A 13,605-nucleotide genomic window follows, 5' to 3' on the forward strand; every position below is an offset into this window, starting at 1 on the left:
CCGACCTCGACACCGGTCAGCCGATCAGCACCGCATAGCCCGGCTTGACCACCTCGTCGATCAGCCGCAGCCTGTCCGGGAACGGGATGAACGCCGACTTGATGGCGTTGATGGTGAACCGTTCCAGGTCGGACCATCCGTAGCCGAACGTCTGGACCAGCTTGAGCATCTCCTCGCTCATGCTGGTCGCGCTCATCAACCGGTTGTCGGTGTTGACGGTGACCCGGAACCGCAGCCGGGCCAGCAGGTCGAACGGGTGCTTCTCGAGACTCGCCACCGCCCCGGTCTGGACGTTCGAACTCGGGCACAGTTCCAGCGGAATCCTCTTGTCCCGCACGTAGTTCGCGAGCCGACCCAGGCTCGCGGCGCCGTCCGACGAGACCGTGATGTCGTCGGTGATCCGTACCCCGTGACCGAGCCGGTCCGCGCCGCAGAACGCGATGGCCTCGTGAATCGACGGCAGCCCGAACGCCTCACCCGCGTGAATTGTGAAGTGCGCGTTGTTCGCCCGCATGTGCTCGAATGCGTCGAGGTGCCGGCTCGGCGGGTGCCCGGCCTCGGCGCCCGCGATGTCGAATCCCACCACGCCGCGGTCCCGGAACCGCACCGCCAACTCCGCGATCTCCCGGGACCGGGCCGCGTGCCGCATCGCGGTGAGCAGGCACCCGATCCGGATCTCCTTGCCGAGGTCCCGGGCCATCGCGACGCCCTCGTCGAAGCCCGTCAGGGTGTGGTGCACCACCTCGTCGAGGGTGAGTCCCCGCTCGAGGTGCTGCTCCGGCGCGAACCGGACCTCCGCGTAGACCACCGAGTCCGCGGCCAGGTCGAGCGCGCACTCCCGCGCCACCCGAGCCAGGCCAGCCGGGGTCTGCATGACCGCGACGGTGTGCTCGAAGGTCTCCAGGTAGCGCACGAGCGAACCGCTGCCCGCGGCGTCGGCGAACCACGCGGCGAGGCTCGCGGCGTCGTCCGCCGGCAGGCCGTCGTACCCGCAGTCGTGCGCGAGTTCGAGCACCGTCGCCGGACGCAGCCCGCCGTCGAGGTGGTCGTGCAGCAGTGCCTTCGGCGCGGTGCGCAGTGAGGGAAGGTCGAGCGGAAAGGTGCTCATGACCCGACGCTAGCGCGCTCGGGTCCGATCCGTTCGATGACCAGTGGCGCCGGAACGTACGTGTCGCCGACCGAGCAGGCCCCGTCCAACGCGGTGCGCGCGGCCCCGAACCGTGACGGATCGTCGGTGTACATGGTCAACAGCGGCTGCCCCACCCGCACCGGGTCGCCCGGCCGGACGTGCCAGCGCACGCCGGCGCCGGCCTGCACGGGTTCGCCCTGACGCAGCCGGCCGGCCCCGAGCAGCCGGGCCGCGATCCCGACGGCCATCGCATCCAGCCCGGTCACGACGCCGGAGCAGGTCGCGGACACCACCTCGCTCTCCCGTGCACGCGGCAGCGGCGCGGCCGGGTCGCCGCCCTGGGCCCGCACCATCGCCCGCCAGCGGTCCATCGCCCGCCCGTCGAGCAGCGCCGCCGCGGGGTCGGCCGCATGCAGGCCGACCGCGGCGAGCATCTCCTCGGCCAGGGTCAGGGTCAGCTCCACCACGTCGGACGGCCCGCCGCCCGCGAGCACCTCCACCGACTCGGCCACCTCGAGCGCGTTGCCCGCGGTGTACCCGAGCGGGTTGTCCATCGCGGTGAGCAGCGCAACGGTGCGCATCCCGGCGTCCACGCCGAGCTCGACCATCACGGTGGCGAGTTCCCGGGCCCCCGCCAGCGTCTTCATGAAGGCTCCCGCCCCCACCTTCACGTCCAGGACCAGCGCCCCGGCACCCTCGGCGATCTTCTTGCTCATGATCGAGCTGGCCAGCAGCGGGACGGACTCGACGGTGCCGGTGACGTCGCGCAGCGCGTAGAGCTTCCGGTCCGCGGGCGCCAGGCCCTCCCCGGCGGCGCAGATCACGGCCCCGACCTCGGGATTCGCGAGAATTTCGAGGATCTCCCCGCCCGTCAGCTCGGCCCGCCAGCCGGGGATCGACTCGAGCTTGTCGAGCGTGCCACCGGTGTGGCCGAGGCCCCGGCCGGAGAGTTGCGGCACCGCGGCGCCACAGGCGGCGACCAACGGGGCGAGCGGCAGGGTGATCTTGTCCCCCACTCCGCCGGTGGAATGTTTGTCGACGGTGGGCAAGGGCAGCGAGGACAGGTCCATCCGCCGTCCGGAGGCGATCATGGCCGCAGTCCAGCGGGCGGTCTCGGCACGGGACAGCCCGCGGAAGACGATGGCCATGGCCAGGGCCGACATCTGCTCGTCCGCGACCTCGCCGCGGGTGTAGGCGTCGATCAGCCAGTCGATCTGCCGGTCGGTGAGCTCGCGGCCGTCGCGTTTGGCGGTGATGACCGAGATCGCGTCGATCACGACTGCGGCCCCCGTACCCGGCCGAGGTCCTCCGGGCCGAACGCCGAGGGCAGCAGATCCGCGAGAGATACAGCGCCCGTGGGGGTGTCGACCAACAGCGCGGATCCTCCGTGCTCGAGCAGCAACTGCCGGCACCTGCCGCACGGCATCAGGATGTGGCCCGAGGCGTCCCGGCAGGTGAACGCCCGTAACCGTCCGCCACCGGTAGTGTGCAAGTTACTGACGAGTCCACATTCGGCGCACAGGCTCAGGCCGTATGAGACATTTTCCACATTGCACCCGACCACAATTCGGCCGTCGTCGACCAGTGCCGCCGCCCCCACCGGGAACCGCGAATAGGGCGCATAGGCACCCCCCATCGCCTGATCCGCCTTGTACCGCAACGCATTCCAGTCGATTTCCGTCACGGTTGACCATCCTGGCACGCCAACTGAATGGATGCAGAAGATCGCCCGGGTGGCTCCAGAACCTTCGGGCAGGCAAACCTAAGATGTGTCCGATTCGCTCGTACGAACCGCCCGTCAAATTAGTTCCCACATTGGCAGAGGATTACAGTGCAGGGAGTCGGTTCAGGTTCTCGTCGCGCCAAGGCTGAAAACTCCAGGGTCGTCCCCAGAAACAGCCACTAGGGGTGCGACGCGTCCATCAATGACGTTGGAGGCACAGCACTCGATGAGTAGCACGACTGAAGCCGCTCCGGCAAAGGAGCGCACACGGTCGCTATACCGGGGCGACCCCGGAATGTGGTCTTGGGTTCTACACCGGATCACGGGCGTCGCGACATTCTTCTTTCTCTTTGTCCACGTGCTCGACACCGCGCTGGTGCGAGTCAATCCGGACACCTACGACAAGGTCATCGAGACCTACAAGAACCCGCTCGTCGGGCTCATGGAGCTCGCCCTGGTCGCGATGGTGCTCTACCACGCGCTCAACGGCGTCCGCGTGATGCTCGTCGACTTCTGGTCGAAGGGTCCGCAGTACCAGCGCCCGATGCTCTGGATCATCATCGCGATCTGGTTCGTGGTCATGATTCCCGGCGCGGCGCGCATCTTCTACAACATGTTTGCGGGGCACTGACATGACTGAAGCCAAATCACTCGGCACGTCCTACGACCGTCCCGCCAGCCTGGACAGCCCGCGCTCGCCGCGTCGCGAGTCCAAGAACAACTTCGAGCTCTACGCCTGGTTGTTCATGCGCCTGTCCGGTCTCGCGCTGATCGTGCTCGTCCTCGGCCACCTGTTCATCATGCTGATGGTCGACGAGGGTGTGCACCGGATCAACTTCGCGTTCGTGGCCGGCCGCTGGTCCAGCCCGTTCTGGCAGATGTGGGACCTGTCCATGCTCTGGCTCGCCCAGCTGCACGGCGGTAACGGACTGCGCACGGTGATCGCGGACTACTCGCGCAAGGACTCGACGCGCTTCTGGCTGAACACGATCCTCGTGGTGTCCATGATCCTGATCATGGCTCTCGGCACCTACGTCATCTTCACCTTCGACCCCAACATCACGGCCTAGGGGAGCAGAAACTTCATGCAGGAACATCGTTACGACGTCGTCATCGTCGGCGCCGGCGGCGCCGGGATGCGCGCAGCCATCGAGTCCGGCCCCCGCGCCCGCACCGCGGTCCTGACCAAGCTCTACCCCACCCGTAGCCACACCGGCGCGGCCCAGGGCGGCATGTGCGCCGCACTGGCGAACGTGGAGGAAGACAACTGGGAGTGGCACACCTTCGACACCGTCAAGGGCGGCGACTACCTCGCCGACCAGGACGCCGTCGAGATCATGGCCAAGGAGGCCATCGACGCGGTGCTGGACCTGGAGAAGATGGGTCTTCCCTTCAACCGCACCCCCGAGGGCAAGATCGACCAGCGTCGTTTCGGTGGTCACACCCGCGACCACGGCAAGGCGCCGGTCCGCCGGGCCTGCTACGCCGCGGACCGCACCGGTCACATGATCCTGCAGACGCTGTACCAGAACTGCGTCAAGCACGACGTCGAGTTCTTCAACGAGTTCTACGCCCTCGACCTGGCGCTGACCGAGACCGAGGACGGCCCGGTCGCGACCGGTGTCATCGCCTACGAGCTCTCCACCGGCGAGATCCACGTCTTCCACGCGAAGTCCATCGTGTTCGCCACCGGCGGCTCGGGCCGGATGTACAAGACGACGTCCAACGCCCACACCCTCACCGGTGACGGCATGGGCATCATCTTCCGCAAGGGCCTGCCCCTGGAGGACATGGAGTTCCACCAGTTCCATCCGACAGGACTCGCCGGCCTCGGCATCCTGATCTCGGAGGCCGTGCGTGGCGAGGGCGGCATCCTCCGCAACGCCGACGGCGAGCGGTTCATGGAGCGCTACGCCCCCACCATCAAGGACCTCGCGCCCCGCGACATCGTGGCCCGTTCCATGGTGCTCGAGGTGCTCGAGGGCCGCGGCGCCGGCCCGAACAAGGACTACGTCTACATCGACGTGACCCACCTCGGCGAGGAGGTGCTCGAGGAGAAGCTCCCCGACATCACCGAGTTCGCACGTACCTACCTGGGTGTCGACCCGGTGACCGAGCTGGTCCCCGTGTACCCCACCTGCCACTACGTGATGGGCGGCATCCCCACCAAGATCCGCGGTGAGGTGCTGCGCAACAACGAGGACATCGTCCCCGGCCTGTACGCCGCCGGCGAGTGCGCCTGTGTCTCCGTGCACGGCGCGAACCGTCTCGGCACCAACTCGCTGCTCGACATCAACGTCTTCGGTCGCCGCGCCGGCATCGCCGCCGCGGAGCACGCCGAGAACACCGACTTCGTGCCGCTGCCGGAGAACCCGGCGAAGATGGTCGAGGAGTGGCTCGAGGTCATCCTCTCCGACCACGGTCACGAGCGCGTCGCGGACATCCGCACCGAGCTGCAGCAGACCATGGACAACAACGCGTCCGTGTTCCGCACCGAGACCACGCTGACCAACGCGCTCAAGGACGTCCGCGCCCTCAAGGAGCGGTACAACCACATCACCGTGCAGGACAAGGGCAAGCGCTACAACAGCGACCTGCTCGAGGCCGTCGAGCTCGGCTTCCTGCTGGAGATGGCCGAGGTCACGGTCGTCGGCGCGCTCAACCGCAAGGAATCGCGTGGCGGCCATGCCCGCGAGGACTTCCCGGATCGCAACGACGCCGAGTACATGCAGCACACGATGGCATACAAGGAGGGCGACGGCCTGCTCTCCGACATCCGTCTCGACTACAAGCCGGTAGTCCAGACCCGCTACGAGCCGATGGAGCGTAAGTACTGATGTCCGCACCCGTTGTAGACAAAGACGCACCCGCCCTGCCGCCCGTGCCCGAGGGCGCCGTCATGGTCACCCTCAAGATCGCCCGGTTCAACCCGGAGGACGGCGAGGGCCAGCGCTGGGAGAGCTTCCAGGTCCCGGCCCTGCCGACCGACCGCATGCTGAACCTGCTGCTGTACGTGAAGGGCTACCTGGACGGCACCCTGACGTTCCGTCGCTCCTGCGCACACGGCGTGTGCGGCTCGGACGCGATGCGGATCAACGGTGTCAACCGCCTGGCCTGCAAGATCCTGATGAAGGACATGCTGCCCAAGGACGGCAAGCCGGTCACCATCACCATCGAGCCGATCAAGGGTCTGCCGGTGGAGAAGGACCTCGTGGTCGACATGGAGCCCTTCTTCGACGCGTTCCGCGCCGTGAAGCCGTTCCTCATGACCACCGGCAACGAGCCGACCCGCGAGCGGATCCAGTCGCAGGCCGACCGCGCCCGGTTCGACGACACCACCAAGTGCATCCTGTGCGCGTGCTGCACCACCTCGTGCCCGGTGTACTGGAGCGACGGAAGCTACTTCGGCCCGGCCGCGATCGTGAACGCACACCGGTTCATCTTCGACAGCCGTGACGAGGGCGCCGCCGAGCGTCTGGACATCCTGAACGACAAGGAAGGCGTGTGGCGCTGCCGCACCACCTTCAACTGCACCGACGCGTGCCCCCGCGGCATCCAGGTGACGAAGGCGATCCAGGAAGTCAAGCGCGCGCTGCTCTTCGCGCGATAGCGAAGCGGCAAGCCGCGAACTACAGCACAGCGCGCGGTAGCGAAGCGGCAAGCCGCGAACTACGGCACAGCGCCCGGTAGTTCGAATCTCAACATCTGGTATGTAACAAGAAAAGGCACGGTTCTCATGTAACGAGAACCGTGCCTTTTCCGATGTCCAGTCGGCTACCAATCGGTTACCCTGATATGTACGAACGATGCGCCCTCGGTCAGAGGTCGCACTCACGAAGGGACCGGGGACCACGGCAATGGAGTCAGACTTCGCATCTCGACTGAACAAACTCTTCGAGACCGTGCACCCGGCCGGACGGAAACCGCACACAAACACCGAGGTTGCCGAGTCACTCAACGCGGCCGGGCATCGAATTTCGAAGCCTTACATCTCGCAGCTGCGCAACGGCCAGCGGACCAACCCGTCGCCGGAGACGGTCGCGGCGCTCGCGCAGTTCTTCAAGGTCAAGTCCGACTACTTCTTCGACGACATCTACGCAGCGCGCATCGACCACGACTTGGAATTGCTTGCGCAGCTTCGGGGTTACGGACTGCGCCGGCTCTCGGCCCGGGCATTCGACCTGTCCTCCGAGTCCCAGGAGCTACTGACCGCGATGGCCGAGAAGCTCCGGCGCAGCGAGGGCCTACCGGCCACTCCCCCGGACTCCACCGAATAGCCGAAAGGGGCCGGGTGCATCGCACCCGGCCCCTTTCGCGTACGGTGTTCGAGAATTTGCGATGGGGGATTGAAATCGTGACGACGAGACGCCGTGGTCGGGCTGCCCGACGCGCATTTGCCGTCGGCCTGCTCGTGTCCACCACCGTGGTCCTGCCGGCGTTCGTGATTGCGCAGTCCGCCGCAGCGCCCGCACACTCCGGCGAGGCGGCCGTCGAGGTCAGCAAATCCGGAGACAAACACGGCGGCGGACGGCCCGGCTGCGGCCAGCCTGGCGACCACGACGATCACGATCATGACCACGATCATGACCACGATCACGACGACGACCGCGACGACGATCACGATCGCCGCCGCCACCACCACCACGATCACTGCGGTGGCGGTAATCCGACCACGTCGGTCCCGCCGACCACCACGGTCGCACCGACCACCACGGTCCCGCCCACCACCACGGTCGCACCGACCACCACGGTCGCACCGACCACCACGGTCGCACCGACCACCACGGTCGCACCGACCACCACGGTCCCGCCCACCACCACGGTCCCGCCCACCACCACGGTCCCGCCCACCACCACGGTCCCGCCCACCACCACCGTCGCGCCCACCACGTCGGTCGCACCCACCACGTCAGTCGCGCCCACCACGTCGGCGACAAGGCCTACGACCTCCGCCAAGCCCACGTCGTCGGCCAAGCCCACTTCCTCCGCCAAGCCCACGTCGTCGGCCAAGCCCACGTCGTCGGCCAAGCCCACGACCTCCACCAAGACTTCTGCCGGCAACCCGGCCAGTCCGCCCGACAAGACCGAGGCGCCCGACAAGACCGAGGCGCCGGCCGTGCCCGGCGACGATGCGGGGCAGAGCGGCCCGGGCCAGGACCCGCCGTCGCCGGACGGGCACCCCGAGACGGCGCCCGACGCGCAGTCACCGGCCGACCCACGGCCCGATGGCTCACGGCCCGACGACCCGGCGTCTGAAGCCCGTCCCGCGGACGTCCGACTCGAAGCGCTCACCGCACGTATCGGCACCGCGCCGTCGTCCATCTCGTCGGCCGTCGCGCCGCACCAGGCCCGCACCACCGAGGCCGAGGCGACGGAGCTCTCCGCGGCTCCCGCCCTGCCCCGTGGTGACGTCGGCGCGGCCACCGCAGGCGTCAGCGCCGTGCTGGTCGCCGCGGGCGCCACCGGTTTCGCCAGCTTCCGCAGTGCCCGGGCCACCCGCACGCGCCTCAACCTGGCCCGCGCCGAGTTCCTGGAGCCACTCTGATGCCTGGAACCGAGTCGGGAAGCCGCCCGATCCGCTCGCACCGCCGCGTCTTCGCGGCGGTCGACGCCGTCCTCGACATGGCCGCGCAGACACACGCGGTGACCATCGAGGACATCGCCGCCGCGCTCGCCGAGACCAGGCGCCGTCCCATCCAGATCGAGTTCGCGGACCTCGGCCCGGGCGTCTGGGGGCAGCGTCGCGAATTCTCGGACCGCGACGAGATCGTGCTCGCCCGCAGCCTGCCCAGCGTCGAGCGCACCCTCGCACACGAGATCGGTCACATCGTCTTCCGCCATCCCGGTGCCGAGACCGCGGAGACCACCCTCGCCGCGGACGACGACCTGATCGCCTACATGCTCAGCCAGCGGGCCGCGGCGTCCGCCGACGTCTCGCACGAGGCGCTGCACGAGTGGGAGGCCGAGGCCTTCGCCGCGCGACTGCTCCAGCGGCTCGGGCACTTCGAGCAGGACCAGAACTGGCGTCCGTTGCTCTGCTACGACGAGGCCCTCGGATGATCACCTGGGTCATCGCGCTGATCTGCTCCGCGGCCGTCGGCGCGCGAATCGGTCGACTCACCGTCCGCCCGCCGTCCCTGGCCCGGGTGTCCATTGCGCTGTCGGCGATCGCGGTCACGGTTGCCGCGACGGTACGCACCCCCACGATGATCGACATGCTTGACTCCACGGGTCTCGGCACCGCCGAGACCACGTTCACGGTGGCCTGGATCGTCTTCGCCACCGCGACGGCCCTGATCGCCGCCGTCTCCCTGCCCCGGGTGAGCGCCTGGCCGCAGTGGCTGCCCTCGGCCGGCGCCGTCGTCACGGGGCTCGCGGTGACGGCCGTCGAGTTGCTCGACGCGGGTCACAGCATGGTGACGGACCTGTACCTGGCCGCGACCATGCTGTTCGCGGTGGGCGCCGGCGCTCGGCAGTGTCGGTGGAACCCGCTGGGCCGCGCGATCGGCCTGTTCTGCGCCGGCTCCCTCGTCGTCGCCGCGGCGAGCCTGCGGGCCCTGGTGGCCGGGCCGTCGCAGGTCCTGGAACTCTCCAACCCGTGGTGGTCGGTCGCGATCGTCCTGATCAGCGCCGGCTGCTCGTCGGTGATGGTGGAGGCCTGGTTCCGGGCCAAGTCGGACCTGCGCCGCACGTTCGGCCTGTGGTCGATGCTGACCACCGCGCATCCCGAACTCCTCGACACCGACTACCGGTCCGCGACCGCGGCCCTGACCTCGAGCGACCGTATCTCGCAGATCCTCGACGGCCTCTACCTGCACGCCGGCGGCGGCCTGGTCCGGGCGGGCGACACACCCCCGCCCGCCACGCCGTCCGAGCACGCCGACGCCGTCGCACAGTGGCTGCACCGCACCGCCACCGCGGTGGAGTTGATCGACCCCGCCTGGCTCAGTACCCCGGACCACCTCAGCGACCGCGACTGGGTCGTCGCCGTCGCGACCGCCTACGCCGCGGGTCCTTCGGCCTCGGCAATCGGCACGGCATCGGATACCCTGCCTACTCGATGACTGCACGCGGACGATCCCTCGCCACACTGATCACCGCGGCCTCGATCGCACTGATCGGCGCCCCCGCGGCGGCCCAACCGATGCCCGCGGCCCCCGGCAGCAGCACCGTGACCACGACGCCCTACGCCACGCCGAACACCGACGGCTGCCCGCACCGCAGTTCGCCGCCGCCGGCCATCGACCTCTCCGAGGTCCCGGCTCCCGGGAAGGCCGCGCCCTCGCCCCTTCCCGTCCCTGCCGACCCGGTCGGCGGCGGCCGACTCGGCGAGTGCGGCGCGCTCGCCCCCGCAGGCGCTCCCCCGCTGCCGGTCGACATCTCCGCCACCGGCTGGGTGCTCGCCGACCTCGACTCCGGCACCGTCCTCGCCGCGAAGGACCCGCACGGCCGCTACCGACCGGCCAGCACCATCAAGATCCTGCTGGCACTGGTCGCCCTCGACGAGCTCGACCTGGACCGCACCGTCGTGGCCACCGAGGAGGACGCGAACACCGAGGGCAGCGCCGTCGGCCTGGGCCGCGGCGGGCACTACACGAACCGGCAGCTGATGCAGGGCCTGGTGATGGCGTCCGGAAACGACGCCGCGCACGCGTTGGCCGCGCAGCTCGGCGGCGACGACGAGACGGTGGCCAAGATGAACGAGCGGGCCCGCTCGCTCGGCGCGCTGGACACCCGCGCCGCCACCCCGTCCGGGCTCGACGGCCCCGGCATGTCCAGTTCCGCCTACGACCTCGCGGTTGTCTTCCGGGCGGCCATGCGCAACAGCACCTTTGCCGATCTGATCCGCACCGAGACCGTGCCGTTCCCCGGCTTCCCGAAGGACCCGACCAAGCCGGACGACACCGAGCACCCCGGCTTCACCCTCGCCAACGACAACAAGCTGCTCTACAACTACGACGGCGCGCTCGGCGGCAAGACCGGCTACACCGACGACGCGCGGCAGACCTTCGTCGGCGGCGCCGAGCGGGACGGCAGGAAGCTCGCGGTGACGCTGATGGCCGGCGACGTCCTCCCGATCCGGCCGTGGGAGCAGGCCGTCCGCCTGCTCGACTACGGATTCGCGCTGCCCAGCGGCGCCCAGGTCGGTGTCCTGGTGGAGCCCGGCAGCACCACCACCTCCGGCGCGGCCCCGGTCACCGTGGCCGCCCGGCCGACGGTCTCCCAGACGGCCAGCGAGGTGTCCGCGGCCGGGCCCGGCACCGCCGGGGACACCGACATCTCACGGACCACCGTCACTCTGGTCGGCGCGGTCCTCGTCGCGGTGCTGCTGCTCGCGGCGTACCGACTGCAGCGTCGCCGCCGCTGACTCAGTCCCGTTCGCGACGACGGCGCAGCAGCCCACCGAGGCCGAGGGTGGCCGCGGCGCCGACGCCGACCAGCGCCACCGCCTCGGCCAGCGTCGGGCCGCTGGCCGGCGGCGCGCTCACCGCGAGGACCACGGGGTCCGGCGGCGGCACGAAGGCCAGCGCCTCGTTCTCCGACGCCGTGGCCGCCCAGGCGGTGGCCAGCAGCAGCAGCCGGGCGGTGAAGTAGATGAAGACCAGCAGGCCGATGATCGGCCCGAACGTCACCCCGGCGGGCGAGTTGGTCACCGCCTGCAGGTAGACGACGCCGATCCGTTTGAACACCTCGAAGCCGACCGACGCGAACAGCGCCGCGGCCGCCGCACTGCGCACGGTCACCGGCTCCCGCGGCAGCCGGGCGATCGTCCACACGAACAGCGCCCACGTCGCCACCACCGCCAGCAGCGAGGTCAGCACCTGGACCACGACGGACACCCAGCCCACGTCGTCGATGCCCAGCCAGGTCAACACCGCCCCGGTCACGGCGCCGTCGGCGATGACCGTCAGCCCCACCGACACCGCCAGCATGCCGAACAGGCCCAGCAGCTTGACCAGGTCCTTGAACTTGGTACGCACGAAGTTGGTCGCCGGGTGCCGCTGGTTCCACATGGCGCTGAGCGCCTCACGCAGGTTCGCCATCCAGCCGAGCCCGGAGTACGCGGCGACGACCAGGCCGATCACCCCGACGCGGGCGCGGGCGTCGATGGCCGCGGTGACCAACTCGTTGATCTGATCGCCCAGGTTGCCGGGCATCGCCTTGCTGATCGCGTCGTGGATCGACACCAGCCAGTCCGGGTGCTGCACCAGGATGAAACCGGCCGCAGCGAACCCCACCATCAGCAGCGGGAACAACGCGAACACGCTGAAGTAGGTGATCCCGGCGGCGAAGTAGTCGCCCTTCTGGTCCTGGTAGCGCCCGCCCGCCCGGATCAGGTGATCCAGCCACGGCCGTGCCGCCCGTTGACGCTCGAGAAAAGCCTTCACGTCCGGCACGATGTCTCAGCCTCTTCCGTCAGGCCTTCTGGGGCAGGAAACCGACCTTGTCGTACACCGTAGCGAGGGTTCGGGCCGACACCTCGCGGGCGCGGTCCGCGCCGGCCTCGAGGATCCGGTCCAGCTCCGCCTCGTCCGCGAGGTAGCCCTCGACCTTGGCCCGCAGCGGCGTCACGAACTCGACCAGCACCTCGGCGGTGTCGGACTTGAGATCGCCGTAGCCCTTGCCCTCGTAACCGAGCACCAGCTCGTCGATGCTGCGACCCGAGAGCGCCGACTGGATGGTGAGCAGGTTGCTCACGCCCGGCTTCGTCTCCCGGTCGAAGCGGATCTCACGCTCGTTGTCGGTGACCGCGGACTTGATCTTCTTCGCCGAGACCTTCGGGTCGTCGAGCAGGTTGATCAGGCCGGCGGGCGACGGTCCGGACTTGCTCATCTTCGACGACGGGTCCTGCAGGTCGTAGATCTTCGAGGTGCCCTTGACGATCTGCGCCTCCGGGACGACGAACGCCTTGCCGAACCGGGTGTTGAAGCGCTGCGCCAGGTCGCGCGCCATCTCCAGGTGCTGACGCTGGTCCTCGCCGACCGGCACCCGGTGGGGGCGGTAGAGCAGGATGTCGGCGGCCATCAGCACCGGGTAGGTGAACAGGCCGACGGTGGCGGCCTCGGTGCCCTGCTTGGCGGACTTGTCCTTGAACTGCGTCATTCGGCTGGCCTCGCCGAACCCGGTGATGCAGTTGAGCACCCACGCCAGCTGGGCGTGCTCGGGGACCTGGCTCTGCACGAACAGGGTGGACCGGTCGGGGTCGATGCCGAGCGCGAGCAGCTGGGCCGCGGCGATCTTGGTGCGCCGGCGCAGTTCCTTCGGGTCCTGCGGGACGGTGATCGCATGCAGGTCGGGGATGAAGTAGAAGGCGTCGAACTCGTCCTGCAGCGGCACCCACTGCTGCAGCGCACCGAGGAAGTTGCCGAGGTGGAACGAGTCGGCGGTCGGCTGGATGCCGGAGAGCACTCGGTGGCGGGCGGCGGTGCCGGTGGGCGCGGAAGTCGCTGGTGCAGAGGATTCGGAACTCGACATGCGCTCGATCCTTTCATGTCCCGACCGAGCCCCACCGCCACGCCCCGTCGGCGCCGGGACCGGTCAGGACTCGAGCGTGGTCAGCCGGTGCCCGGCCGCGACCCACCTCCCGGTCAACGACGCACCGGCGTCCTCGTCCGCCTGCAGGATCAGCCGGAACGCCGCCGCGGCCGCGGCCGCGGCGCGGTCGTCGACGGCCTCGGCGAACCAGCGCAGCTCGTCGGGCTCGGCGGCGAGCAGCTCGCCGGCGTCCCGGACCACGACCACCAGGCCACGC

At 69.3% G+C, this 13,605-nt stretch carries 15 protein-coding genes and 1 pseudogene; 9 read left to right on the plus strand and 7 right to left on the minus strand.

The genetic code is table 11. The features are described 5' to 3' along the window. Positions 1–16: 16 nt before the first annotated feature. Genes AC1DU4_RS16600 through AC1DU4_RS16610 form a run of 3 tightly spaced genes read right to left on the minus strand, consistent with a single transcriptional unit; the run spans position 17 to position 2,813 of the window. The gene (locus AC1DU4_RS16600; protein ID WP_477841591.1) at positions 17–1,108 is read right to left on the minus strand and encodes an adenosine deaminase; all 1,092 of its coding nucleotides are present in this window, start codon (positions 1,106–1,108) and stop codon (positions 17–19) included. Continuing rightward, positions 1,105–2,406, minus strand: coding sequence for a thymidine phosphorylase (locus AC1DU4_RS16605; RefSeq protein WP_477841593.1), 1,302 nt, complete (start codon positions 2,404–2,406; stop codon positions 1,105–1,107). Before AC1DU4_RS16605 ends, AC1DU4_RS16600 begins: the two co-directional genes overlap by 4 nt. Beyond that, positions 2,403–2,813 (minus strand): cytidine deaminase, encoded by a 411-nt coding sequence (locus AC1DU4_RS16610; protein ID WP_072843695.1) that lies wholly within the window; start codon positions 2,811–2,813, stop codon positions 2,403–2,405. The genes AC1DU4_RS16605 and AC1DU4_RS16610 overlap by 4 nt, the downstream gene beginning before the upstream one ends. A 265-nt stretch (positions 2,814–3,078) precedes the next feature. Between AC1DU4_RS16610 and sdhC the strand changes: the two genes are divergently transcribed. The 5 genes from sdhC (at position 3,079) to AC1DU4_RS16635 (ending at position 7,129) form a co-directional block, all read left to right on the plus strand. Beyond that, entirely contained in the window at positions 3,079–3,483 is a 405-nt protein-coding gene (gene sdhC, locus AC1DU4_RS16615; RefSeq protein ID WP_072843696.1) for a succinate dehydrogenase, cytochrome b556 subunit, read from the plus strand. A 1-nt stretch (position 3,484) separates the two neighbouring features. Next, a complete protein-coding gene (locus tag AC1DU4_RS16620; RefSeq protein ID WP_072843697.1) occupies positions 3,485–3,922 on the plus strand; it encodes a succinate dehydrogenase hydrophobic membrane anchor subunit in 438 nt (145 codons plus the stop codon). A 15-nt stretch (positions 3,923–3,937) separates the two neighbouring features. Continuing rightward, positions 3,938–5,689 carry a succinate dehydrogenase flavoprotein subunit gene (gene sdhA, locus AC1DU4_RS16625; RefSeq protein WP_072843698.1) on the plus strand — a complete coding sequence of 584 codons (1,752 nt, stop codon included), beginning with the start codon at positions 3,938–3,940 and terminating at the stop codon, positions 5,687–5,689. Further along, positions 5,689–6,462 (plus strand): succinate dehydrogenase iron-sulfur subunit, encoded by a 774-nt coding sequence (locus tag AC1DU4_RS16630; protein ID WP_072843699.1) that lies wholly within the window; start codon positions 5,689–5,691, stop codon positions 6,460–6,462. The genes sdhA and AC1DU4_RS16630 overlap by 1 nt, the downstream gene beginning before the upstream one ends. 247 nt (positions 6,463–6,709) lie before the next feature. After that, positions 6,710–7,129 (plus strand): helix-turn-helix domain-containing protein, encoded by a 420-nt coding sequence (locus AC1DU4_RS16635; RefSeq protein WP_072843700.1) that lies wholly within the window; start codon positions 6,710–6,712, stop codon positions 7,127–7,129. A gap of 370 nt (positions 7,130–7,499) precedes the next feature. On the opposite strand, the gene AC1DU4_RS16640 is transcribed toward AC1DU4_RS16635, so the two are convergent. Further along, the gene (locus AC1DU4_RS16640) at positions 7,500–7,880 is read right to left on the minus strand and encodes a hypothetical protein (protein WP_477841596.1); all 381 of its coding nucleotides are present in this window, start codon (positions 7,878–7,880) and stop codon (positions 7,500–7,502) included. A gap of 88 nt (positions 7,881–7,968) precedes the next feature. Between AC1DU4_RS16640 and AC1DU4_RS16645 the strand changes: the two genes are divergently transcribed. Genes AC1DU4_RS16645 through AC1DU4_RS16660 form a run of 4 tightly spaced genes read left to right on the plus strand, consistent with a single transcriptional unit; the run spans position 7,969 to position 11,220 of the window. Next, positions 7,969–8,397, plus strand: a complete 429-nt coding sequence (locus AC1DU4_RS16645) for a hypothetical protein (protein ID WP_477841598.1) — start codon at positions 7,969–7,971, stop codon at positions 8,395–8,397. Continuing rightward, complete coding sequence (locus tag AC1DU4_RS16650) at positions 8,397–8,912, plus strand: ImmA/IrrE family metallo-endopeptidase (protein WP_477841600.1); 516 nt, start codon at positions 8,397–8,399, stop codon at positions 8,910–8,912. Before AC1DU4_RS16645 ends, AC1DU4_RS16650 begins: the two co-directional genes overlap by 1 nt. Continuing rightward, positions 8,909–9,916 (plus strand): hypothetical protein, encoded by a 1,008-nt coding sequence (locus AC1DU4_RS16655; RefSeq protein ID WP_477841602.1) that lies wholly within the window; start codon positions 8,909–8,911, stop codon positions 9,914–9,916. Before AC1DU4_RS16650 ends, AC1DU4_RS16655 begins: the two co-directional genes overlap by 4 nt. Further along, on the plus strand, positions 9,913–11,220 hold the full coding sequence (locus tag AC1DU4_RS16660; RefSeq protein WP_477841604.1) for a D-alanyl-D-alanine carboxypeptidase family protein: 1,308 nt from the start codon (positions 9,913–9,915) through the stop codon (positions 11,218–11,220). Before AC1DU4_RS16655 ends, AC1DU4_RS16660 begins: the two co-directional genes overlap by 4 nt. A gap of 1 nt (position 11,221) precedes the next feature. Here AC1DU4_RS16660 and yhjD read toward each other — a convergent pair whose 3' ends face one another. The 3 genes and pseudogenes from yhjD to AC1DU4_RS16675 all read right to left on the minus strand — a co-directional run. Beyond that, a complete protein-coding gene (gene yhjD, locus AC1DU4_RS16665; RefSeq protein ID WP_477841606.1) occupies positions 11,222–12,250 on the minus strand; it encodes an inner membrane protein YhjD in 1,029 nt (342 codons plus the stop codon). A gap of 19 nt (positions 12,251–12,269) precedes the next feature. Then, on the minus strand, positions 12,270–13,328 hold the full coding sequence (gene trpS / locus AC1DU4_RS16670; protein WP_477841608.1) for a tryptophan--tRNA ligase: 1,059 nt from the start codon (positions 13,326–13,328) through the stop codon (positions 12,270–12,272). A 63-nt stretch (positions 13,329–13,391) separates the two neighbouring features. Next, a pseudogene (locus AC1DU4_RS16675) lies at positions 13,392–13,605 on the minus strand (hypothetical protein); the annotation flags it as partial.

This window comes from Rhodococcus sp. P4_F5 (assembly GCF_056401315.1).